This is a genomic window from Gluconobacter cerinus, assembly GCF_002723935.1.
GTDB classification, from domain to species: domain Bacteria; phylum Pseudomonadota; class Alphaproteobacteria; order Acetobacterales; family Acetobacteraceae; genus Gluconobacter; species Gluconobacter cerinus.
In genome coordinates this window covers 49455-71688 of sequence record NZ_BEWM01000004.1, presented here as the reverse complement: position 1 = coordinate 71688, position 22234 = coordinate 49455, and the positions used below count along the sequence as shown (strand labels likewise).

Sequence of the window (22234 nt, the reverse complement as noted above, 5' to 3'; positions counted from 1 at the left end):
GCTCAGGAGAATATGCACTGTGAGATTACGTCAGATCGAAGTCTTCTATGCGATCATGACGACGGGATCGCTCCGAAAAGCCGCAGAAGTCCTGAATGTTTCGCAGCCGGCTGCCAGCAAGGTTCTCCGTTATGCTGAGCATTCTCTTGGCTTCGCATTATTCGAGCGCAAAGGTGGTCGACTTGTCCCCACACGGGAAGCGCAGATCATGCTTCCTCATGTGAACGCCATTTTCGGCAAACTTTCTGACCTGCGGCGCCTCACCCATAATCTGCGCTATGCCCGGGCAGGGCATTCCATCAGTATCGGGTGCGTGCCAAGCCTGGGCCTGAGCCTCATCCCCCGTGTGGTCCGCAGTTATTGTGCTGATCATCCCGATACAGAGGTCACGATTGATGCACTGCATGGTTCAGAGATCGTCTCGCGAATTTTCAACCATGATCTCGATCTTGGCGTTGTATTTGGCAACTACTCACGAGAAGGCCTGACGGCCCAGCACATTGGCGACATTCCCTTGGTCCTGATTGATAAAGAGAAGGATCAAGGCCCCGTAGCACTGACGGATATTGATCAGAACCGTTATCTCGGCTTGTCCGAGAAAGATCCGACTGCTGACCTGCTTGATATGGCACTTGACGAAGCAGGCATATCCGCGACCCCAGCCATTCGAGTGCGGACGCATTTCATGGCGGCAGAACTCGTTCGATTAGGCGTTGGTTGCGCTATCGTAGATGCCCTGACAGTCCTTCATCATCCGGGGCTTCCTCGCCCTTGCACACTCTCTCCCCCTCTCAGCATCAAATGCACAGTCCTTTACCGTGCGGATTATGCTCTTTCACATATTTCGCGCGATATTCTCGGCCTTTTAAGGCACGAACTCGACAAAGATCTGCAGGATTTGGAAGCAATGGTTTAGCTTCAGGTTATCACCTACGTATATCTCGTCACGGGACACTCCCCTGATTCCATGCTTTATTTCTCTTATCTGACACAGAGGTTCGTTTCTGGACCAATATAAGATGAGAGTTTTCGAGCAGTTATGAACAAGCGTCGCGCCCTGTATGGAACTGCTCTTCTCGCAGGGGCACTGATGCTCCGTCCGGCATATAGAGTTCAAGCCGCAGAGCTACCATCTGGGTTAACGGCTCCATATATCGATGCAACTGTAGAGCAGGCACGTAAGGCTTTTGACGTGCCGGGTATTGCTGTTGCTGTCGTGCAGGATGGAAAAATCGTTTTCAACCGCGGTTACGGACGCCGCGCGGAGGATGTCCATAGCGCGCCTGTAGATAACCACACTCTGTTCGCCGTTGGGTCAAATACAAAGGAATTTACGGCCACCGCTCTGGCACAGCTTGTAGATACCGGGAAGCTGAAGTGGGATGATCGCGTGATTGATCACCTGCCGGAATTTCGTGTTTCGGACCCATGGATCACACGCGATTTCCGTGTCTCGGATCTGCTGACTCACCATAGCGGCATAGGTCTCGGCGCGGGAGACCTGATGCTTTTCTCCCACAGCACATTCACTCGCAAAGACGTTTTGGCCGGGCTTGCATATATGCCTTTTACGGCTCCTTTCCGGAAGGAGTACGCCTACAACAATCTGCTCTACGTGGTGGCTGGGGCGCTTGTGGAACGGGTAACAGGCCATAGCTGGGAAGATGTCGTTCAGACCCGCCTCATCGAGGCATCCGGGCTGGCAGCATGTCAGTCAACACCACCATATAAGGGCGAGACAGACGTTGCGACCGGCCAAGGGGATCACGCCCCCCTCCCCGAAAAAGCAGCGCGCCGTTTTCCAGCAGTCGGTCCGGCAGGCAGCATCTGGTGTAGCGCAGAAGGAATGGCGCGTTGGGCCCAGATCTATCTCGGAGGAGGACAAACGCCAGAGGGAAAGCGCATTTTCAGTCGCGAGAGCCGCGACACGCTTTGGACGCCCCATGCTCTCCTTCCCTTGCCGGACATGGCGGCTTTAACCGGAACGCATTTTCGCGCCTATGGCTACGGGTGGTTCATGGAGGACTTCTTCGGGCACAAGCGCGTCTGGCATACCGGTACGATCGGAGGGATGGTTAGTTACGTCACGTTCCTGCCGGAACTAAAAAGTGCCGTCGTGATCCTGACCAATCATGATGACCACAATGCAACCTACGCCCTGGCGACCACGTTAAGCGCGCGCATCGCAACCGGTCACAGTGCTGACTGGATCAGTTACTGGAAACACAAGGAAGACGAAGCAAAAGCGCACGATAGCGCAGTTGCGATCTCCACCGGCCCCGGATCGCCTGCTCGTCCTTTCGTGACACTCCAGACGTCACAGCGAAAGGACTATATGGGCGACTATCTGGATCACTGGCGCGGACCGATCTCCGTGACTGAGCGCGGTCAAGACCTGCGGCTAACATTTTCCAAGGCTGATGGCCTGGCGGGGACCCTAAAGGCTCTTCCGCATGACCTGTTCGTCGTACGCTGGGACAACCGAGACGAAGACAGCGAAGATGACGCGTATGTCCAGTTTGAACGCGACGTCACGGGCAAAGTGACGGGTATGAAGATGCAGCTTTTAGGGTCTGATTTCAGTTTCGATGCACAGGACCTCCACCCCCGTAAAGTAGAGACAGCGCACGGAGAGGCTCACCTGTGAAACAGCATATTGCGGTTATCGGCGGTGGCGTCATCGGGCTTTCGACGGCTTATGCCCTCATCCGAGCGGGCCATCGTGTAACTCTGATCGAACAGAACGCAGATGTCGGCTTGGGAGCAAGTTATGCCAATGGCGGTCAGCTCAGCTACCGCTACGTCACTCCTCTGGCTGATGCTGGTATTCCGCGTCAGGCCCTGCGCTGGATGCTGAAATCCGGCTCTCCGGTCTCCCTTCGTCTTCGGGCCGATCCGAAACAGTGGCGCTGGATGCTGTCCTTTCTCTCCGCCTGCACTCGAACAACAAACCGTCGAAATGCGAAAGTGCTTTTACAGCTGGGCCTTGAAGGACAGGCCGAAATGGAAATATGGCGCGAAGAGGGATTGAAAGGTTTCCTTTGGCGACAACCAGGAAAGCTTGTCCTCTATCGGAATGAAGCCGTTTTCAGGAAAGCCGTATCAGGAATACAGAACACAACCTTGGAACGGGCTCTTTCTCCTGCAGAATGTGCTGAGATAGAGCCAGCTTTCGCTCACCTGACCCCAAATCTTGCAGGAGGCATTTTTTCACCGGAAGATGAAGTCGCGGACAGCCACCTCTTTTGCAAGGCCTTGAAGGCAGCTCTTCTGGATGCCCCTGGATTTCAATACCTTCAGGAAAAAGCCACGCTCGCACCTGACACGAACAACACGTGCATGCTGATTGTCGGCGGCCGACATCTTGAAGCAGATCAGATTGTCCTGGCTGCGGGCCTGAACTCACGCAAGCTCGCTGCCCCGCTCGGCATCCATCTGCCTCTTTATGGCCTGAAGGGTTACAGCCTTACACTCCGCCCCTTACCCGAGACGCTACCGTCTGTGAGCGTTACCGACTACGACAACCGAGTAGTCTATGCACGCCTTGGCGACGCACTACGTGTTGCCGCGATGGTCGATATCGGGGCGGAAGATACATCTCTTAACCCAAAGCGTCTCGCATCGCTGCGCGCGCTCGTACGGCAAACGCTCCCGCAGGCAAGCACAGATCATAGCCCTGACTCTCCATGGGCCGGTCTACGACCTGCCACTCCCACGGGTGTCCCCATTATCGGCCGGAGCAAATGTGACAACCTTCTGCTCAATGTAGGTCATGGCGCGCTCGGCTTCACACTTGCTGCCGGTTCAGCAGTGCGGATCGCCCAATTAGTCGCCGCCGTTCATACCGATGGAGTTTAGAAATGAATGCACACCTACGTCGTCGACTTTCTGCATTCCTGCTTATGGCAAGCGCTGGCACAGCATATGCCGTTCCCCCTGCTCCCACAGACGCACTGCTGACGCACACTTTAACAAATGGGGAGGCCCGCCCGCTGGCAGCACTCGCCGCACTGCGCATCCATAATGGTGCCGTGTCCTACCGATATGTGGGCGGTTTTGCGCGCAAAAATGGCGCTGACGTCACCCCCGTCCATTCAGATACCCTGTTTCGCATCGCGTCTGTCTCGAAATTTGTTACGACGATCGGTCTGATGCAACTGGTGGATCAAGGGCGGATCGATTTGGACGCCGATGCCTCCAAGTACCTTGGCTTCCCGCTGCGGAACCCTGATTTTCCAGATACACCGATTACAACACGCATGTTGCTCAGCCATACGGCAAGCATCGCAGACGCAGACGACTATGTAATACCCGCAGATCACACCGTTTCAGAATTTTTCGATGCGTCCCGCCGCCCGGGAACCGCAAACTACCACTTCCTGCCCGGACGGAAGCCGGGATCATGGTTCAGCTATTGTAATCTGTGTTACGGCCTGGTCGGCACCATGATTGAGCGGGTGAGCGGAGAGCGCTTTGATCTTTACCAGCAAAAGCACGTGCTAACGCCACTTGCTATTGATGGCGGCTATGACCCGGCGCTTCTTTCCCATCCTGAACGTCTCGCAACGCTCTATCATCATACGACCACCGGCTACGAAGCCGCCAAAGACAGTGACACGCATTTCGCTCCAGAAGTCTCCGCCCAATATCGGATCGGGACGAACGCGACGATCTTTTCACCACAAGGTGGCCTCCGTATTTCCCTTGATGGTCTTTATCGTCTGTCGCAGTTCGTGTTCGGAAACGGGACGCTTCAGGGGGTGAAAGTCCTTTCCTCCCAGTCGCTTCAGACGATGCTGCATTCGGGCTGGCATTACGATGGTCATAATGGCGAAGGACCTTATCCCATCGCAAGCTACGGTTTGGCGACCATCCAGTTGACCGGCGCGCGCGACCCATCAGGGCACCCGACAACCCCATGGCGTGGCTACCAAGGCGGCCTGGTTGGGCACCTTGGGGATGCCTACGGTCTGAGGTCTGGGTTCTGGCTCAATCCAGCGACGCGCGATGGCTATCTGTTCATTGCCGATGGTTTTCCTGAGGACGGCAAAGAAAAGCCAGGAAAAATATCGTCTTTTACCAATGTCGAAGAAGAAATTTTTAGCGCGCTTTTAAACGCAGGGTCTGTTTCAGGAACGGTTCAATGAAGATTACCATGCCCCATAGCCGCACATGCGCGTTGGTCTTGTCACTTCTCTCATGCACCTCTTGGACAGCCCACGCTCAGGACGACGCATCGACGCAGTCACGCCTTTCCAACCTAATGGCGATGCCATTCGCGACGAATATGGTGGGAGCAAAGCACGCGCAGCGTCTGGCATGGGTAGAACAACGCAAAGGCGTGCGTAACGTCATGATCTCGGATGCCGGGAACGCCCCCCATCAGGCCACAACCTACTTAAAGGATGACGGAACCCCCCTTTGGGGCCTGGCGCTCACACCGGATGGCAAGGCCCTGGCTTATGTAGAAGGCGGCGATCCAGAAGCCCTCACAGCCCCTGCTCCCAACCCGGATAATACCGCCTATCGCCCTACGGCCACAGTCCATGTCGTTCGCGATGGCAAAAAAAACATCATTGCAGGCCAAGGCTATCTTCCAGAGTTCTCTCCCGACGGGCGGCAACTCGCTTTTGCACAAGGAGGCACTCTGCTGCTCGGGGCAACCGGCTCTTCTGCCCGGGCGGTCATGACTACGGACGGAACGATCACGGCCCTCCATTGGTCCCCGGATGGCACGTTTGTCGCATTGGAGATCAATCGTGGTTCACACGGCATGATTGGATTATGGGACACGAAGCACCGCGTTCTCAGCTTTATTCCGCCAGGTTTAGGGTTCGACCGGCTACCCACATTCTCGCCTGACGGCAAGCATCTTGCTTTCGTCCGTGTACAGCAACCTCCATTATTGACGCATCCAGAAAACGGCCAGTTCTGGTCCCTCCATAGCTACGACCTGACAAGCGGTGCAGAACAACTGCTCTGGACACCACCAAAAGGGCCTGGAAGCAGGTTTTGGGCAGCAGACGACCTTGATCTTACATGGACGCCAGACGGACGCATCCTGTTTCCTTGGGAGGGAAGCGGCTGGCTTCGGATATGCACCATTTCTGCTGCTGGCGCCACAACGCCACAATGTCTAACCCCCGAACAAGCCGAGGTTTCGTCCTACCTCCTGTCACCCGACGGCAAATCGCTTTTCTATACCTCCAATGTCGGGGAGCTCGATCACTGGCGCGTATGGTCCAAGCCGTTGGACGGAAATGCAGCCGCTCTGACGGATGCAACAGAAGAAGCAGGCTCGCTTGCTATGGCTGGCGAGGACCTGGCAGTGATGGTCACAAGCGCCACTCAGACGGCTCACCCTATCCTTCACCACGAGGGACAATGGAAGGTGCCGGTAACGCCGACACTCCCTAAAGATACCAACTTCGTTGCACCGCAGAGTGTGCAGTTTCGAAGCGAAGACGGAATCAACATCCACGGTCAGCTTTTCCTCCCGCCGACTGAAATGCATGGACCTCATTCAGCGCTGGTATTCGTCCACGGAGGCCCCAATCGGCAGATGATTCCGGCTTTCAATGCCATGGGATACTATTCCAACGCCTACATGATGAACCAGACCCTCGCCGCACACGGTTACGTCGTATTGTCCGTGAACTATCGCAGCGGTACAGGCTATGGACAGGCGTTTCGTGAGGCCGACAAAATAGGAAGCGCGGGAGCCAGCGAATACCAGGACGTTCGTGCCGCCGCGCAGTATCTGCGGGCAAGACCAGACGTAGCGTCGAAGCATATCGGGATCTGGGGCGGAAGCTGGGGTGGTTACCTTGTCGGATTAGCACTGGCCCGCGATAGTGGATTGTTCGCTGCCGGTGCAGACTTCCATGGCGTCCATGACATGACAGAGCCAGATCATCCCGGTCTGTCCCCTGAAGAAAACCGCAAACAACATGAAACGGAATGGCGGTCCTCCCCTCTGGCAGACATCGCGCACTGGCGCGCGCCGGTCCTGCTTGTCCACGGAGATGACGATCATGACGTGGAATTTGAGCAATCGGTGTTGCTGTCCAAGGCATTAACTGCGTCAAGTGTAACGCACGAGGATCATATATTCCCAGGTGAACGACACGAATTTCTTCGGCAGCAAGACTGGTTGACAGCATACGGCTGGACCATTCGATTTTTTGATCACTATCTCGAAAACGCTGAGGTGCCGTAGAGCGGCTTACCCCACAACAGATATTATCTGGATATTTTCACGCAAACTATGAGCACGCCTAGAAAAAATCGACTTTGATATACCCATTCGCTATAGAGGCAACATTCTTCAACCGGGTCTTCAAGGGTTAGTTTGTGCAGTGCGAGTGGCGTAGATCTTATGACAGGCTGGTTCCAATGCTGATCAAAGAACATTTCGGAGACCCGGGTGTTCTTACGCGGCAGTTCCCCTACATGAAGTCGACGTATCTATGGAAAAACGACGACTTTATCATCACGGCAAAAGCCCTTGCCAACCCGAATAGCAAGCATCACGAACTTGAACGACAGGCCGTAGCGCTTCATCAGGCCGGATCTTGGCGACTTGCCGGTGAATATTGGCTAATTGCGGCCGGATGGCGTCGTAATATGATGGACGCAGGCAATGAACAGCACGTAGAGGCGCTCCAATTCGTGCTTCGTCATGTCGAGTACAACAGAGCACTAGCTGAATGGAAAAAGAAGAAACTCAGCCGAAATGCTATGCCCTATCCTGATCAGTTCGGAATTCCCGAAGAGTAAAATTTCGATATAGTTATAGACCCTAATTCTACACACCTTCTCAATATTTCTTGAAATTTCAGAGGGTGCGAATTCATAAACTCGCACCCGAAACCAAATACAATTATTCCCCACAAGTACACATAAAAATACTTTCAATCTTCTATTCCATTTCTTCCGTCTCTCTATAATTCCAGAGGCAGAAAGTCTTCATAGGAAAATAGAGGTTTTTCTAACCTCATCCGTCATCAAACACCGCAGATTCAACATTGATAGCAGAACGCTTCAAGGGGCTCGCTCGAAGGTGATCAAACTAAAAAGCATACTGATGCGTTCTTTTCCTCAGTGATCCTCTGAGGACGAAAAATACGATGAAGCGCTTCTACAATCACCGCGACACTCTTGTTACAGAAGGCCTTGACGGTCTTCTCAGGTCATCCGTCGGTCATCATCTCTGCCGACTTGAAGGACACGAGAATATCCACGTCGTTCTCAGAAGGGGCTGGGATAAGTCGAAAGTGGCTATCATCTCCGGCGGAGGCTCAGGCCATGAGCCAGCCCATGCTGGTTTTGTTGGCAAAGGCATGCTGACGGCAGCAGTCTGCGGTGCGCTCTTCGCCTCCCCCAATGTGGATGCCATTCTTGCCGCCATCCTTGAAGTTACAGGCGAAGCAGGATGCCTCCTAATTGTTAAGAATTACACGGGAGACAGGTTGAATTTCGGCCTTGCCGCAGAACAGGCCCGCACTCTTGGAAAGAACGTTGAACTCGTCATTGTGGCCGATGACATCGCACTTGGCCGCGGACCTCATGCCCGAGGTATTGCTGGGACAGTCCTTGTTCAGAAAATCGCGGGCCATCTGGCAGAAACGGGATCTAGCCTGGAAGAGGTAAAACAGGCTGCCACTGATGCCATCCAATCAACAGCATCGATTGGCCTCGCTCTATCAGACGTCAATGTTTACGATGTGGAGCATAAAACGCGGCTAAATGACTCAGAGGCGGAACTGGGCCTTGGCATTCACGGCGAACCTGGCGCTGAGCGGATCTCTGTAGATAAATTAGATGCCTTAGTTAACAAAGCCGTAGATACACTCGAAAAAAATCTGACAGATGATAAGCAAATCATTATGGTCAACATGCTGGGCGCAGTTCCAGTTCTGGAGGCTCAGGCCATAGTTGATGCTCTCTCCAGAACCGCATTTGCAGACCGCATAGAATTTATTATCGGGCCTGCCCCGATGATGACTTCCTTGGATATGTATGGATTTTCTTTATCCGCCATACCTGTAAGAGAAGACCTCGTCGAGGCCTTGAAATCTGCTGTTGAGGCTTGGGCTTGGCCAGGCCTAGCCCCTTTTAAGGGGATACAGACAAGGCAAACTCCAGCCTTGCCTGAAACTTTCTCCTATGAGCCCTCATCCGACACTTATGTAGAGAGCCTGATAACTCACGGCGCAAAGGTTCTCATAGACAACGAGAAAGATCTCAACGCGCTTGATGCTCTGATCGGCGATGGAGATGCAGGCTCAACTTTCGCTGAGGCGAGCCGCGTTATTCTCAAAGAAATCAAGCGCCTTCCCCTCGCTTCTCCCCAACATCTCTGTGAAACGATAGGCAGGCTTCTCGCGCGCAATGCTGGTGGCTCCAGCGGCGTTTTGTTGTCCATCATGTTCGCCACAGCAGGACAACAGCAGGATTGGCGCACCGGGCTTGAGGCAGGTCTGGACCGTATGCACAGATACGGTGGAGCGTCTCAAGGAGATAGAACAATGCTCGATGCGTTGTTTCCAGCAATAACGGCACTTCAAACTGGAAATCTCCAACAGGCTGCAAAGGCTGCTCGTGAAGGTGCTGATGCCACCCGGAAGATGCCAGCACGAGCTGGCCGGGCAGCTTATGTTCCGAAAGAACAACTCAAGAATATCCCTGACCCAGGAGCGGAAGCCATAGCTCGCCTGCTGGAAGGACTGTCAAATTTCACTTAAAGAGTAGTGGCGCTTTAAAATTCTCATTGCGCGTTGTTACGATTTTTACCAATCGCCAACAACGCGCGCATTTTATCCTGCGAAATTCCAACACTTCCACAATACATATCTAGTTTTTACAAAATTAAACTACATCTCACCCTCTTTGAATGGAGAAAAATTATTCTAAATATCATTGCCATACAAAAAAACGTATATCATTTTCGAACCAAGATAATCATAGCCGCCATAAATAACCATAAGATATAGAACTATAAAAATATTTTTATTCTATTTGTTTATCACTCTCATATATTTTTCCCTCCCTATTTCGTCATGCTCAAAAAATCGTTACCACATCAAACTGTTGCCAAAAAAATACACACGATTTCATAAATCATTCGTTTCTGCATCAGAACCGCTTGCTTGGTTGCAATTAATATTGAATCAGCAACAAAATGTAGTGTTCCGGACGGCTGATCCGTGATCCCAACCGTCATCGAAAGAAACCCATGGTGTATCGAAGCAGAAAGCGACGTCGTACAATCATGCTTTTTGGTGCTACTGCGCTGGCATCAACCTCTATGTACGCGGGTGCGTCAAAAGCACAGACTGTCAGCCAGGGCGCAGGCACTGCTGGAAACCAAAATCCAGCCGTGGTTGCCCCTCATCATCGCGGCAAGAGTGCCAGCAAGAAAAAAACACCCACACAAACAATCAAACCCTCTGGTGCCGAAGCCCCGGCAGGCTCCGCAATAACGACTGACAACGCTGCCAACAGGCGCGTCATTGCTGATGCGAAGGCGCAAGGAGCCGCGCCTCGGTCCAGAGAAGAGAACGTTGTTGTAACAGGAACGCTCTTCAGTGATCCAAACGCGACCAATGCGTCGCCGATTGAACACATCACCCGAATGGACATGCAGCGGCGCGGTCTCAAGACAGTGACCGACGTGCTCCAGTCCCTGTCAACGAATGGCGCAGGCAATCTGACAAACGGCTGGTCTGCTGGTGGTGGTTTCGCAACTGGTGGGTCTGCTCCGTCGCTTCGTGGCCTCTCTACCGACTCAACTTTGACGCTCATAGACGGCCAGCGCCTCGCCTATTACGGCCTCGCTGACGATGGCGAGCGCAATTTCGTTGATACCAACTGGATCCCGATGTCGATCATGCAAACGGTCGACGTTCTTGAAGACGGTGGCTCCGCCACCTACGGTGCCGACGCTGTCGCAGGCGTCGTCAACATGGTGACACGCAAGGAAATTCAAGGCGTTGAGGGAAATGCTGAGGGCGGTCTGTCCCAGCGTGGCGATGCCGGTCATCAGCGTCTGTGGGCAACATATGGCCACGGCGACCTACACCGTGACGGATACAATTTCTATATCAACTCCGAATATCAGCAGGATGACCCTCTCTACTACCGTCAGCTTCAGTCTCCATACAATAGTGGCGACCTGACAGGTATTGGAGGTGGAAACGCCAACTATAACACCCTGCTCCCGGATGGAACGATCAGTCCTTTCGGTGTAACGCCTGCGGCTATTGTCCGACGTAGCGATGGAGCAAACAGCGGAACAGGGGCGTGGCAGCTTCTGAATCCTTCTGCTGGATGCGGCTCTTTTGGATCGGTTGTTACTGGTAGTGTCGTGAGCGGCGATAATGGTAAAAGCCAGACCTGCACCATGAATTCGCAGCGTTATGCTCAGGTGGCGCCAGACATTCGCCGTATCAATGCCACCGCGCATCTTACGGTGAACGTGACACCGCGTTCCCAGCTCGTGGCCATGTTCAATTACTCACAGGCCATGACGACTGTTACAGGAACACCAACAACCACAAGAACTTACAGTCAGGCTGAGCTGGCAAACACGCTCAGCACGCCAATTCCCGCTTATCTTCCAAACGGACAGCTCAACCCTAACGATCCGTTCGCTGCCGAAGGCAAAGCCGCGGAGGTCGATTACCGTTTTGCAGACCTTCTTCCAACAACGACTGAATTTAATCAGAACTTCCGCGGGTCCGTCCGCTACGCAGGCTGGGAGCCCTCTGACTGGGGTTCAGACTGGCATTATAATGCCGATTTCGTAGGCATGGCGACGCGTCTGACCCAGACCATCACGGGCGTCCCTACGATCAACAGTCTTGAGAACGCGATTACAAGCGGCGACTATAACTTCGTCGATCCTTCGCAAAACTCACAGGCCGTTCTAAACGCGCTGGCTCCTCGGAGTGTTATTACAGCAACAACATCTGAGTATTCTGGGAATCTGACAGCCAACAAAGGTCTTTTCAAGCTTCCGGGTGGCACAGCCAACCTCGCAATTGGCGCCAATTTCCGCCATGAAGCATTGAACGATCCGTCGGCCAATCCGCTAAATATCGCGGATCCTGGAGCACAGTACGTTGGCACGATCAATCCGGTGAATGCAAAAGGAAGCCGTTGGGTTGAATCTGGCTTCTTTGAAGTCGGCTTACCATTCCATAAAATGGTCAATGTGGACGTCTCGGGCCGTTACGACAATTACAACGAAAGCACGGGCAACAGCTTCCACCACTTTTCTCCCAAAGTGGGCCTACAGTTCAAACCGACGAAAATGCTGACCCTTAAGGGAACATTCAACCAAGGTTTCCGAGTTCCAAGTTTCTCTGAAACCGGTGGCTCGAACGTCGGTTACGTGACCTATGATCCGTCTGCTGTCACATCTTTCGTCAATCAGCATCGGAGTGCTGACGGCTCAGCCAATACCTACGCCCAGCCTTATTCAATCGGTGAAAATACGTCTGGCAATCCAAATCTTCGTCCAGAAACATCGACTGGGTTCTCAGGGGGACCAGTATTCAAACCAACCGACTGGCTGACAATCAGCGCGGATTACTACTATATTCGCAAAAACCACTATATTGCGCCTAATCCCTATGGTGTCGCTGCTATGGCGACCGACTATCTAGAGGGAAATGCTCTCCCAAGCGGCGTAACCGTGACCCCTGACGTTGCTGACACGCAGAACCCAAGTGGACAGCTACGCCCTGGCTTGATCAACCTTGGCTACGTTAACACGAAGAAGCTGATCACGGATGGTTTTGACCTGAAAATCCAGGCACAGAAGCACCTTCCCGGCCCGCTACATGATGTTCTCTGGGTGAGTAAGGGCGAAGCGACTTTTGTCCATCGTTACAATATCTATCTACCTGCCTCATCCGGCGGCGGTGTAGAGCGCTTTGCAGGAACACTTGGCCCCTACAGTGCAGTTTCTTCCTCAGGAACACCACGCTGGCGCGCGAACTGGGCCAATACTTTCATGTGGAAGGGGCTCTCCGTCACACCGACCGTATATTACACAAGTGGTTATCGCCTGACTGCGGACGACTATTCCGGGGCCGGCACAAGCGGCGGTTGCGCTAACGTAATCTCCAACAGTGCGTACTATCCCTCCCAGTGTCATGTAAAAGGTTTCTGGGATGTTGATCTGACGGTCAACTATCAGGTGAACCGTCGCTGGAATATTTACGCGAACGTCTACAATCTTCTTGGCTTCCGAGCACCGTATGACTTCGGTACATATGGCGGCTATCTTTATAACTCTTCCTGGGCTCAAAATGGCGTTGTCATGCGTTCGTTCCAGTTCGGTGTAAACGTTACGCTGTAGTTCTTGATGCTCATTTATTGTAATTTTAAATTTCCGATGATTTAGGGAAATTTAATAGACTGCCTGCGGACGAGTAAATAACTCGTCCGCAGCTTTCTTCGATATGGCGTCGCAGATCGCGAGACGAACGGCTGCCAGATTGAAAAAGCTTATCGCCTGTTTTTCAGGGCCTTAGCACCTCTCTGCTTGGAGAGTCTCTCCCTCAGATCAGGAGCTAGCTACATACCGTAATCCGTTACCATAGATGCCTGACACTCTATTTCTCAGCCATCTGCGGCGCAGCAGCGATCATGGCCCGGTTATAAACCGTCTGCCTATGGTAAACGCCTTTTCATACAGACATAAGCCACTAGATAAATAGCCATATAAAAGAACGGGATGAAGAAGATAGCACCTTCCAGATCACCCATCATGACAGTTTCTCCGTGTTTGCAACGCCGTCTTCCTGAGCATCAAGAAGCACGGCGCCAGCCCCGGAAATCAGAACGATCATGACCGTTCCAATGACCCATGCGAAATACCAAGGTCCCTGATCGCCGACAAAAACGGCGAACAGCAGCGCAACAACGAGGGCCAGAGCAAGGCCGGCCAATCTGAAGATTTTCATGGAGCGTAATTCCTCAGTAGCTATGAGAGTCATTCATGACGTCCTGAACCCGCACACGGCCACGCATCACATGGTAGCACCATGACGTGTAGCTCAGGATAATCGGGACAAAGATGACCGCCACAACAAGCATGCAGCTCAGGCCATAAAGGCTTCCGGTACCGTTCCAGACCGTGATGCTTTGATCGGGTGCGGTCGTGGATGGCATCAGGAAGGGGAACATCGCGGCCCCAACCGTCGTGATCGTTCCAGCCCAGGCCCCTACGCCCAGCCACCACCCCAAGGCCGGACGATTGGCACGGAGAAGAAGCGCTTCACCGACCATGCAGACCGTACCAAGAACCGGTAACAGCCAGAGAACCGGATGAGCATAGTAATTGCCAAGCCACGCACCGGGGCGAATTGCCGCGGTTTGACCATGGAGCGGGTTGGCAGGCATTGCCGGATCAGACAGGGACGTCAGAACAAAACCCGGCACGTGAGCGATCCAGAAACCGCCAATGACAAACAAGGCAGCAGCTACAAATCCACCCAAGGAACCATAAGCCCGTGCTCGGCCATAAATCGGGTTTTCCGAGCGCAGCATCAGCATTGCACCGCCCTGCTGCACACTCAGGGCAACGGACATTAAGCCGCACAGAATGGCAAACGGATTGATCAGATAGCTCAGGAAAGACTCATCCTGAACATATTGGCCCGTCCAGGTGAAGTGATAGCCCACTCCTTCGAGAATATTTCCGAATGCCGCGCCATAAACGAACATGGGTACAAAACCGGAAATCAGGAAGGTCACGTCCCAGCTTGCACGCCAGTGTCTGCTATCGGCTTTTGAACGATATTCAAATGCCACAGGGCGCAGGATCATGCTGAACAGCAGCAGGATCATGACAACATAGAAGACGGAAAACGACGTGCCATACAGTGTGGGAAATGCCGCAAAAATCGCCCCACCACCGAGAATGAACCAAACCTGATTGCCGTCCCAGTGCGGGCCGATGATGTTGAGCGCCGTCCGACGCTCCCCGTCATTACGACCCACGAACCGCAGCAGCGTACCAACGCCCATATCCATCCCGACCATGGTGCCAAGCCCGATGAACAGGACACCGAGAATTCCCGTCCAGATCAGTTTGAGAAGTGCATAGGTCTCCATGTCAGACCCTCCGGTTTTTCAAAGAAAGAAAAAGGACGTTCATTTCAGGCGTGGCTCCCGTGGAAGTGGGACAGCAGAGCATCCGTTTCGTCGTGATGCGTTCCATGCTCTTCCGGACCGAGGCGGGCAAAACGGAACATCAGGTAGAGCTCAGCTGCGATAAACACGCTGTAAAGCAGCGCAAAACCGGCCAGCGAGAACACCATGTATCCCGTGCTGTGCCCTGAAGCAGACAGGAAGGTCGGCAGCTTATTAAAGACGGTCCAGGGCTGACGACCGGCTTCCGCAGTGATCCAGCCAAATTCCGTTGCCAGGATCGGCAGCGGAATGGACCACATGGTTGCTTTCAGCAGCCATGGATTGGCTTCAAGTCGATTTTTCAGGCTCAGGAGCGCTGCCACGGCAAAAATTGCGAAGAAATAGCCGCCAAGGAAAACCATGAACCGGAACGACCAGAACGTCACAAACACGTTCGGCAGAATGTCAGGCTGCGTCTGCTTTACGACCGCATCAAGCTGATCCGCAGGGATATTCGTCACATCCTGATTAGGGGCATGGCGCGTCGCAAGAAAGCCGAAACCCATATCGTCCTGATGAGCATTGAACAGGTTCAGATCAGCCTTGTCATGCGTCTCGCCATAACGGCGGAGTGCCGTCAGAGCGATAATCCCGGAGCGAATGCGCGGGCCTGCCTGCTCTTCCAGCTCATACATCCCTATAACGGGTTGATTGAAGCTGTGCGTGATCAGTGGCGTTAAAACGTAGGGAATATTAATTTCGAAGTGGTTGACCTGTTTTTCATCATCCGGAAGAGCTGCAAGGATCCACGGTTCGTAAGGTGGCTTCGTCGTGTGCCACAAACCTTCGATGGCGGCGATTTTCGTTGGCTGCTTTTCGTAGTCCATCCGGCCCAGCACATCGCCGAGCGTAATAACGGCAACCGATGAAATGATGCCAAACAGGGCGGCCATACGGAAAGACCGGGCGGCCAGTTCACGATGCTGTCCACGAAGCAGGTAGAATGCGCTGATCCCCATGACGAACATGGACGCGGCCACATAGCCAGCCACTGAAGTGTGCACAAACTTGGCCTGCGCATCCTGACTGAAGACAACATGCACAAAGCTGTCAAACTGCATGCGCATCGTATCTGCATCGAAATGCGCGCCTTCAGGCACGTTCATTCCGGCATTGGCAATCAGGATCCAGAGGGCGGAAAGGTTGGATCCGAGCGCCACAAGATAAGTGATGGCCAGATGTCCAGGTTTGCTGAGGCGATCCCAGCCAAAGAACATAAGACCCACAAAAGTGGATTCCATGAAAAAGGCCATCAAACCTTCGATGGCGAGCGGCGTACCGAACATGTCCCCAAAGAAATGCGAGTACATGGACCAGTTGGTGCCGAACTCGAATTCCATGGTCAGGCCGGTTGCAACACCTATGGCAAAGTTAATACCAAACAGCTTGCCCCAGAACTGGGCCATGTCCCGGTAAATCTTTCGGCCGGTAACAACATACACTGTCTCCATTGCAGCCAGCATAAATGTCAGCCCAAGCGTCAAAGGCACAAACATGAAGTGGTAAAGGGCCGTCAGCGCGAACTGGAGACGCGAAAGATCGACGACCTGCGGGTTAATGAAATCCACGATGGGATCCTCCTGTGAACAGGACAGAAAAAGGAACGAAAGGCCGGTATCCGGCGTGCATCATCGTCGGATCACGGCAGTCCCTCCCGTTCATGAAGTCGGCCGTCTTCCAGTCGCAGAACACGCCGCATGAACTCCAGCGGCTCGGGGCGATGGGTGATGCAGAGCACTGTTGCCTGGGGCAGCGCTGCCAGTAGGAACGCGATCAGGTCTCTGCCTTTTTCAGGAGGCAGTCCTTCGGTCGGTTCATCCAGAATGACCCAGCGCGGACGACGCAGGATAATCTGCGCAACGGCCAGACGCCGCGCCTGCCCCCCAGACAGTCGCATACCGTGCTCACCGACGAGGGTATCCAGCCCGTTTTCCATAAGCCGGACTTCCTCGAAGACGCAGGCGCTGGACAATGCCGCCCACATGTCCTCGTCAGTTGCATCTGAGCGAGCAAGCAATAAATTGCGGCGGACACTGCCCTGAAACAGATGAAAATCCTGCGACAGAACGCTGATCTGCGTTGAAAGCGCCTGCGTATCGAGCTGTTTCAGATTAGCTCCACCCCAATGGATGGAACCCGACTGATACTCTTCCAGCCGAAGCAGCAGACGAATAAGAGAGCTCTTTCCTGCCCCTGAAGGCCCGACAATCCCAACACGCTCTCCGGCGTGGATGCTTAGGGAGCAATCCTCCAGTACTATCTTCCGGCTACCGGCATAACCAAACCGGACGTCCCGCATAACAAGCCGAGTGAAATCAGCGCCTTCCCAAACGTTTGCCGCTTCAGCAACAGGCAGAGGCGCCTCGCACAGTGTCATGAGGCGACGTATTGAAACCCGCGCCCGAGCCAGAGCCTGCCGGGCCGGAACGACGCCCGAAACAAACTCCATTGCCGCCAAGGCCCCCAGGATGAGCATAGGCAGTTCGGGAGCACTCAGGGCTCCGGATTGCAAAGCGCGCGCACCGATCATCAGCACCCCAGCAACTGCCAGGGCCGCTATAAAAGCCCCTGCCTGCCGCGATGCATGCGACCATGCGAGAGAACGCAACTGCGTCTTGCCGAAGAGAGACTGCGTGGCATTCAGCGCCTCTACCGTCCGTACAGCTGCGCCACACAGAGTGATATCGCCAGCACACTGCACAGCTTCCACGAGATCCGCACGGAAATTGTCGCCCAGCCCTGCCAGGCGCTCCATGTCATTATCAACCTTTCGGCCAACAAGAACTGGTACAGCCATTCCACTGAGCAACAGCGCCAGAGCCAGAAGCAGCCCGGCTTGCAGTGAGAACACGGATATGATGACAACGCTGACCGTCCCGCAGATTGCCGCCACGCCGAATGGCATAAGCGCATTAATCGGGAACTGGCCGACAATCTCGGTATCGGATACCAGTCTTCCTAGAACATCCCCGCTGCGGTGGTCTGTCAGGAGAGTCGAACGCGGGATCAGGCGTTCAAACACCCGAGCCCGCAGAACCCTGACACTTTCCAGTACTGCGTCATGCGTTACCAGTCGTTCCCCGTAGCGTGTCAGGATGCGGGCGGTCGCAAAAAACCGTACGCCCGCCGCAGGCAAAAAGAGGTTGAAAAGATTGCGCGTTACTATGCCACCCAGACCCGCCGCGGCCGCAGCGGCAATCAGCCATCCCGACAGAAACAGCAGCCCGAACCCGGAGAGAGCTGCCAGACAGGCAAGGAAAAAACCAAAGATCATCTTCCCCCGCGCAACTGCAATCAGGCGAAAGGCATACTGAAGCTCCGTCATGCTACAGCTCGCTGAATTTCATGGGACTGGATGACACCTTTTGGAAGGTGAAGAACCTGGTCGGCCTGATTGATAATGTCTGGGCGATGAGAGACCGCGATCACAATGCGACCGGCTGCCAGGGGTTTGATGGCGGCTGCAATCATGGTTGCATTCGTCGCGTCCAGATCAGCGGTTGGCTCGTCAAAAACCAGAATATCCGGCGCATTCATCAACGCGCGCGCCAACGCCAGCCGCCGGATCTCGCCACCAGACAGCGCCGTGCCACGATCGCCCACTACGGTATCTAATCCGTCGGGTAATGCGTCGATAAAGGAGAGGACTCCAGCCAAAGCCGCAACAGACCGCAGCCCGGCATCATCAATATCCGGATTTGCCAGATGCAGATTGTCCCGAATTGTCCCGTTTAGAAGACATGGAGACTGCGGAACCCAACCAATACGCCAGTTCTGCGCGGCAATGTGGTTGCCCGTACTATCAACGGCGACAATACCGCCAGCTCGGACTGGCATCACCCCGAGCAGAACCCGCAAAAGCGTGGTCTTCCCGCTACCACTGGCACCCGTTACCGCCGTAATGGTGCCGCGATGAGCAGTAAAGGAAATACCACACAGAACGTTTGGACCCTGTCCGTAGCCAGCGGAAACATCATTGAAAATGAGCTTTTCAGGTGCCCCTGTCGTGGCCTGATGAGGGTTCTTGCCCCGGTCGACACAGAGTTCCGGAAGACGCATGAATGCCATAAGCCCGTCCATGGCAGACAGTGCGTTCTGACGAGCATGATAGCTGGCAGAAAAATTACGGAGTGGTGCAAAATACTCTGGAGCCAGCAGCAGAACAAAGAAGGCTGTGTAAAAATCGACATGCCCTGAGAGCAGACGCGAGCCGAGAACTATTGCTACAAGCGCGACCGCGAGGCTGGAAAAGAACTCCAGAACAGCAGATGTCAGAAACGCAACGCGCATGACACGCATCGTCGCCAGCCGGTGCGCCTCTGCCATGGACTGCACCATTTTCACGCTTTCCTGCGCGCGCCCAAACAGACGAAGCGTTGTCAGTCCCTGCACTGCGTCTAGAAAAGACGCACCAAGCAGCAGAAGCCGCGTCCACTGCCGATCCATCAGGCTTTGAGCGCTATAACCAACCAGAGCCATAAAAACCGGTATTAGTGGCCCCGTCACAGCCAGGATCAGAAAACTCCATCCATCCAGCCCTGCCACGACTGCCAAGATGAGGAGAGGCAGAACAACCATTGCCGCGGCGCGTGGAATATACTGCGCAATGTAGGGCTGAAAGGCCGCTACGCCATCCGTCAGAGATGTTGCAAGGCGCCCGGTCTCCATGCCTTGCAGCCCGACTGGGCCCACTCGGAACACATGCCGGATCATTTCTTGGCGGAAGAGAGTAACCGCTCTCTGACCAGCCACCTCTCCTGCCATATCCGAAACCCACTGCACACAACCGCGCATGAGTGCGACACAAAGAAAACCAACGAACGGCCTAGCATCTGCGTTAATCGACAAGCCTTTGAAGGCAAGGTCATCCACGAGTTGCGCCAGAAGCCCCATTTGCAAGACCAGCAGGACAGCCGCCACTGCCGCCAATGCGACCGCGATAGCCAACGTCGGTGATGCCTTGCGTGTGACTTCTGAAATGCCCGAAACCCTACCCCCAGACATTGGTGCCGACCTCACATTTGTTTTCTTAATTATATTAAGTTCGAATGTTATAAATTTAATTAAGTCATAAAGTCAATTCGTATTTTTTGTGGCCGCACCGCCTTTTGAGAGGGAAAAATTTGGGGAATATGAGGATTTTTGGACCCCGCAAGCCTGAAAAACGGACGGAGCCAGAAGATGTAAAATCGTATTTTTGATAAGTGTATTTATTGGTTTTATTAATTATAAAGTTTTCTGGAAAAAATTTTCTATAATCTGTCCAAGGCATCTAGCGATTATAAAGCCACATTGATTGTGAAAATCATGGGAGTGTTTTCACTGTCTGACAGCCCGTTTCACCCGGATGGGTGCAGCATTCAGTAACTGAGCGACTTCAGGGAAATTACGAAAACCAAATTAGGTTCAGGTTCTATTGATTAGTTGGCCCCTCTACTTCACGCAGTGGGAAAAAGTAAAAACGTGAAAACGTTATTTATGGGAAATAAGAAATAAAACTCTTCGTCTTTATTTTCTAAAGCGACCTGACAGGAGCAGGGTTGGCCCTTTTGCATTGGCTAGGCACCCCATGAAAATAAAATCCGCGCAAAACAGCGCAGAGACACTGAAGAAAACAGGCCGCAATTGAGTGTCTTTCTGGGGATGGGTGCAAAAATTCTGCACCGCCAAGCTAAGACAATCCCGTCGACAAATATCGTTATATCATTTTTTCTATAAATTTTGCATTTTCAACGATCGGAAATTTCGTGCGTCTCAACAGTTGGAAACGACAGTGGTCGAGCCAGTTTATCTGGAAAAAAGACTTCAGCCTCAAAGGTTCATAGGAAAAAGCCGCCTCCCATTCCCGATGCTTAGATCAAATACTGAAAACTCAGTGGGTCAATCTCGTGTCGAACGCGCCTTTCTCGATCAAAAAACATATATTAAAAACATGAATTTGAATAATTGGCGTCAATAAGTCCATAACAAGAATTGGAACGACTGATATTGTTTATCACAACACCTGCATTTAGTTTTAACAAAATAGTTTAATTGTGCAGAAGGAGACAGGGAAGTGACCTCTGCCTCATTCCAGCGCTAGGGAGAAATTAATATCCAGAAGACCTGTTAATTTCTCCAACCATTTCCGCTCCCTTCTCAAACTGTAAGATATTTTTCAAAATCATTTCTCCACCTGTCTCAGCATGCGAAGAACTTGCAATGTGCGGCGTAAGGGTAATCAACGGATGGTTCCAGAACGGATGGTCCTCAGGAAGGGGCTCCGGATCGGTCACGTCAAGAACGGCTTGGCTCAATAGTCCCTCATCCAACGCTAAAAGCAGATCATCCTGTGCAAGGTGACCGCCCCTCCCACAGTTGATAAGACATGCCCCTTTGGGAAGCTTGGCGAATAATTCTTTGTTCAAAATCCCTTTTGTAGCGTCAGTCAGGGGCATCAAGCAGACAAGGACATCTGTGGCCGCCAGAAAATCATCCAGTTCTTCGGGCCCTGCATAGCTTTTGATTCCAGGAATGTCATGTCGGCTTCTGCTCCAGCCATGACAGACGTATCCGAACTGCGACAGCTTTTTCAGGACAGGCGTGCCAAGCGCTCCCATGCCCATCACCCCAACCCGAAACAGGCTTGAAGATACGTTTGGCGCACCTTTCCAGACATGCGCCGCTTGCTGACGCGCGTACTGGAACATATTCCGATGGTAAGAAAGAACAGCCCAGAGGACGTATTCTATCATTCCCTCCCCCAAGCCTGGCTCCATCATACGGACGACCCGGACATTTTCGGGGATTGAGGCAAGGTTCAGTTGATCCACACCTGCACCGACAGAAAAGAGCACTTCAAGATTAGGAAAGTTTTCTGCCAGATTTTCCGGTGGCTGCCACGCGGCCAGATAGCGAACTTTCTGCGGATCGCCGGTCTCAGGCCAGACATGAAACGCAAGTTCAGGCAACTCGCTAGCGAACATTGGCTTCCACAGACGTGCACGCTCTTCAGTAGATTTCAGCACAAAAGACATTTCAATAATCC

General features: G+C 53.2%; 14 protein-coding genes. 8 read left to right on the top strand and 6 right to left on the bottom strand.

Translation table 11 applies throughout. The features are described from left to right. Positions 1–19 precede the first annotated feature (19 nt). The 8 genes from GCE01_RS10245 to GCE01_RS10210 all read left to right on the top strand — a co-directional run bounded on the left by GCE01_RS10245 (position 20) and on the right by GCE01_RS10210 (position 13369). Positions 20–916 carry a LysR family transcriptional regulator gene (locus GCE01_RS10245; RefSeq protein WP_099212769.1) on the top strand — a complete coding sequence of 299 codons (897 nt, stop codon included), beginning with the start codon at positions 20–22 and terminating at the stop codon, positions 914–916. Positions 917–1039: 123 nt separating this feature from the next. Further along, positions 1040–2647: a serine hydrolase gene (locus GCE01_RS10240; protein WP_099212768.1), complete on the top strand. Its 1608-nt coding sequence runs from the start codon at positions 1040–1042 to the stop codon at positions 2645–2647. After that, positions 2644–3858: an FAD-dependent oxidoreductase gene (locus GCE01_RS10235; protein WP_099212767.1), complete on the top strand. Its 1215-nt coding sequence runs from the start codon at positions 2644–2646 to the stop codon at positions 3856–3858. The genes GCE01_RS10240 and GCE01_RS10235 overlap by 4 nt, the downstream gene beginning before the upstream one ends. A 2-nt stretch (positions 3859–3860) precedes the next feature. Beyond that, complete coding sequence (locus GCE01_RS10230; RefSeq protein WP_099212766.1) at positions 3861–5147, top strand: serine hydrolase domain-containing protein; 1287 nt, start codon at positions 3861–3863, stop codon at positions 5145–5147. Then, the gene (locus GCE01_RS10225; RefSeq protein ID WP_099212765.1) at positions 5144–7219 is read left to right on the top strand and encodes a prolyl oligopeptidase family serine peptidase; all 2076 of its coding nucleotides are present in this window, start codon (positions 5144–5146) and stop codon (positions 7217–7219) included. The genes GCE01_RS10230 and GCE01_RS10225 overlap by 4 nt, the downstream gene beginning before the upstream one ends. Before the next feature lie 176 nt (positions 7220–7395). Continuing rightward, positions 7396–7779 (top strand): hypothetical protein, encoded by a 384-nt coding sequence (locus GCE01_RS10220; protein ID WP_099212764.1) that lies wholly within the window; start codon positions 7396–7398, stop codon positions 7777–7779. 350 nt (positions 7780–8129) lie between these two features. Further along, positions 8130–9746 (top strand): dihydroxyacetone kinase subunit DhaK, encoded by a 1617-nt coding sequence (locus tag GCE01_RS10215; RefSeq protein ID WP_099212763.1) that lies wholly within the window; start codon positions 8130–8132, stop codon positions 9744–9746. 491 nt (positions 9747–10237) lie between these two features. Then, positions 10238–13369 carry a TonB-dependent receptor plug domain-containing protein gene (locus GCE01_RS10210; RefSeq protein WP_099212762.1) on the top strand — a complete coding sequence of 1044 codons (3132 nt, stop codon included), beginning with the start codon at positions 10238–10240 and terminating at the stop codon, positions 13367–13369. A 409-nt stretch (positions 13370–13778) separates the two neighbouring features. Here GCE01_RS10210 and GCE01_RS10205 read toward each other — a convergent pair whose 3' ends face one another. From GCE01_RS10205 to GCE01_RS10180, 6 genes are all read right to left on the bottom strand, one after another. Further along, positions 13779–13976: a hypothetical protein gene (locus GCE01_RS10205; protein WP_099212761.1), complete on the bottom strand. Its 198-nt coding sequence runs from the start codon at positions 13974–13976 to the stop codon at positions 13779–13781. A 13-nt stretch (positions 13977–13989) separates the two neighbouring features. Continuing rightward, positions 13990–15129 carry a cytochrome d ubiquinol oxidase subunit II gene (gene cydB / locus GCE01_RS10200; RefSeq protein ID WP_099212760.1) on the bottom strand — a complete coding sequence of 380 codons (1140 nt, stop codon included), beginning with the start codon at positions 15127–15129 and terminating at the stop codon, positions 13990–13992. Between the two features lie 44 nt (positions 15130–15173). Continuing rightward, the gene (locus tag GCE01_RS10195) at positions 15174–16775 is read right to left on the bottom strand and encodes a cytochrome ubiquinol oxidase subunit I (protein WP_099212759.1); all 1602 of its coding nucleotides are present in this window, start codon (positions 16773–16775) and stop codon (positions 15174–15176) included. 71 nt (positions 16776–16846) lie between these two features. Then, entirely contained in the window at positions 16847–18532 is a 1686-nt protein-coding gene (gene cydC, locus GCE01_RS10190) for a thiol reductant ABC exporter subunit CydC (RefSeq protein WP_099212758.1), read from the bottom strand. Further along, positions 18529–20211, bottom strand: a complete 1683-nt coding sequence (gene cydD / locus GCE01_RS10185; protein ID WP_099212757.1) for a thiol reductant ABC exporter subunit CydD — start codon at positions 20209–20211, stop codon at positions 18529–18531. Before cydD ends, cydC begins: the two co-directional genes overlap by 4 nt. Positions 20212–21296: 1085 nt before the next feature. Further along, on the bottom strand, positions 21297–22223 hold the full coding sequence (locus GCE01_RS10180) for a 2-hydroxyacid dehydrogenase (protein ID WP_099212756.1): 927 nt from the start codon (positions 22221–22223) through the stop codon (positions 21297–21299). Positions 22224–22234 lie beyond the last annotated feature (11 nt).

What these genes read in the sequence shown, in the direction of transcription:
- GCE01_RS10240 (WP_099212768.1), top strand. Translation starts at nt 1,040, where the DNA reads ATGAACAAGCGTCGCGCCCTGTATGGAACTGCTCTTCTCGCAGGGGCA.
- GCE01_RS10230 (WP_099212766.1), top strand. Translation starts at nt 3,861, where the DNA reads ATGAATGCACACCTACGTCGTCGACTTTCTGCATTCCTGCTTATGGCA.
- GCE01_RS10225 (WP_099212765.1), top strand. Translation starts at nt 5,144, where the DNA reads ATGAAGATTACCATGCCCCATAGCCGCACATGCGCGTTGGTCTTGTCA.
- GCE01_RS10220 (WP_099212764.1), top strand. Translation starts at nt 7,396, where the DNA reads ATGCTGATCAAAGAACATTTCGGAGACCCGGGTGTTCTTACGCGGCAG.
- GCE01_RS10215 (WP_099212763.1), top strand. Translation starts at nt 8,130, where the DNA reads ATGAAGCGCTTCTACAATCACCGCGACACTCTTGTTACAGAAGGCCTT.
- GCE01_RS10210 (WP_099212762.1), top strand. Translation starts at nt 10,238, where the DNA reads ATGGTGTATCGAAGCAGAAAGCGACGTCGTACAATCATGCTTTTTGGT.
- GCE01_RS10205 (WP_099212761.1), bottom strand. Translation starts at nt 13,976, where the DNA reads ATGAAAATCTTCAGATTGGCCGGCCTTGCTCTGGCCCTCGTTGTTGCG.
- cydB (WP_099212760.1), bottom strand. Translation starts at nt 15,129, where the DNA reads ATGGAGACCTATGCACTTCTCAAACTGATCTGGACGGGAATTCTCGGT.
- cydC (WP_099212758.1), bottom strand. Translation starts at nt 18,532, where the DNA reads ATGACGGAGCTTCAGTATGCCTTTCGCCTGATTGCAGTTGCGCGGGGG.
- cydD (WP_099212757.1), bottom strand. Translation starts at nt 20,211, where the DNA reads ATGTCTGGGGGTAGGGTTTCGGGCATTTCAGAAGTCACACGCAAGGCA.
- GCE01_RS10180 (WP_099212756.1), bottom strand. Translation starts at nt 22,223, where the DNA reads ATGTCTTTTGTGCTGAAATCTACTGAAGAGCGTGCACGTCTGTGGAAG.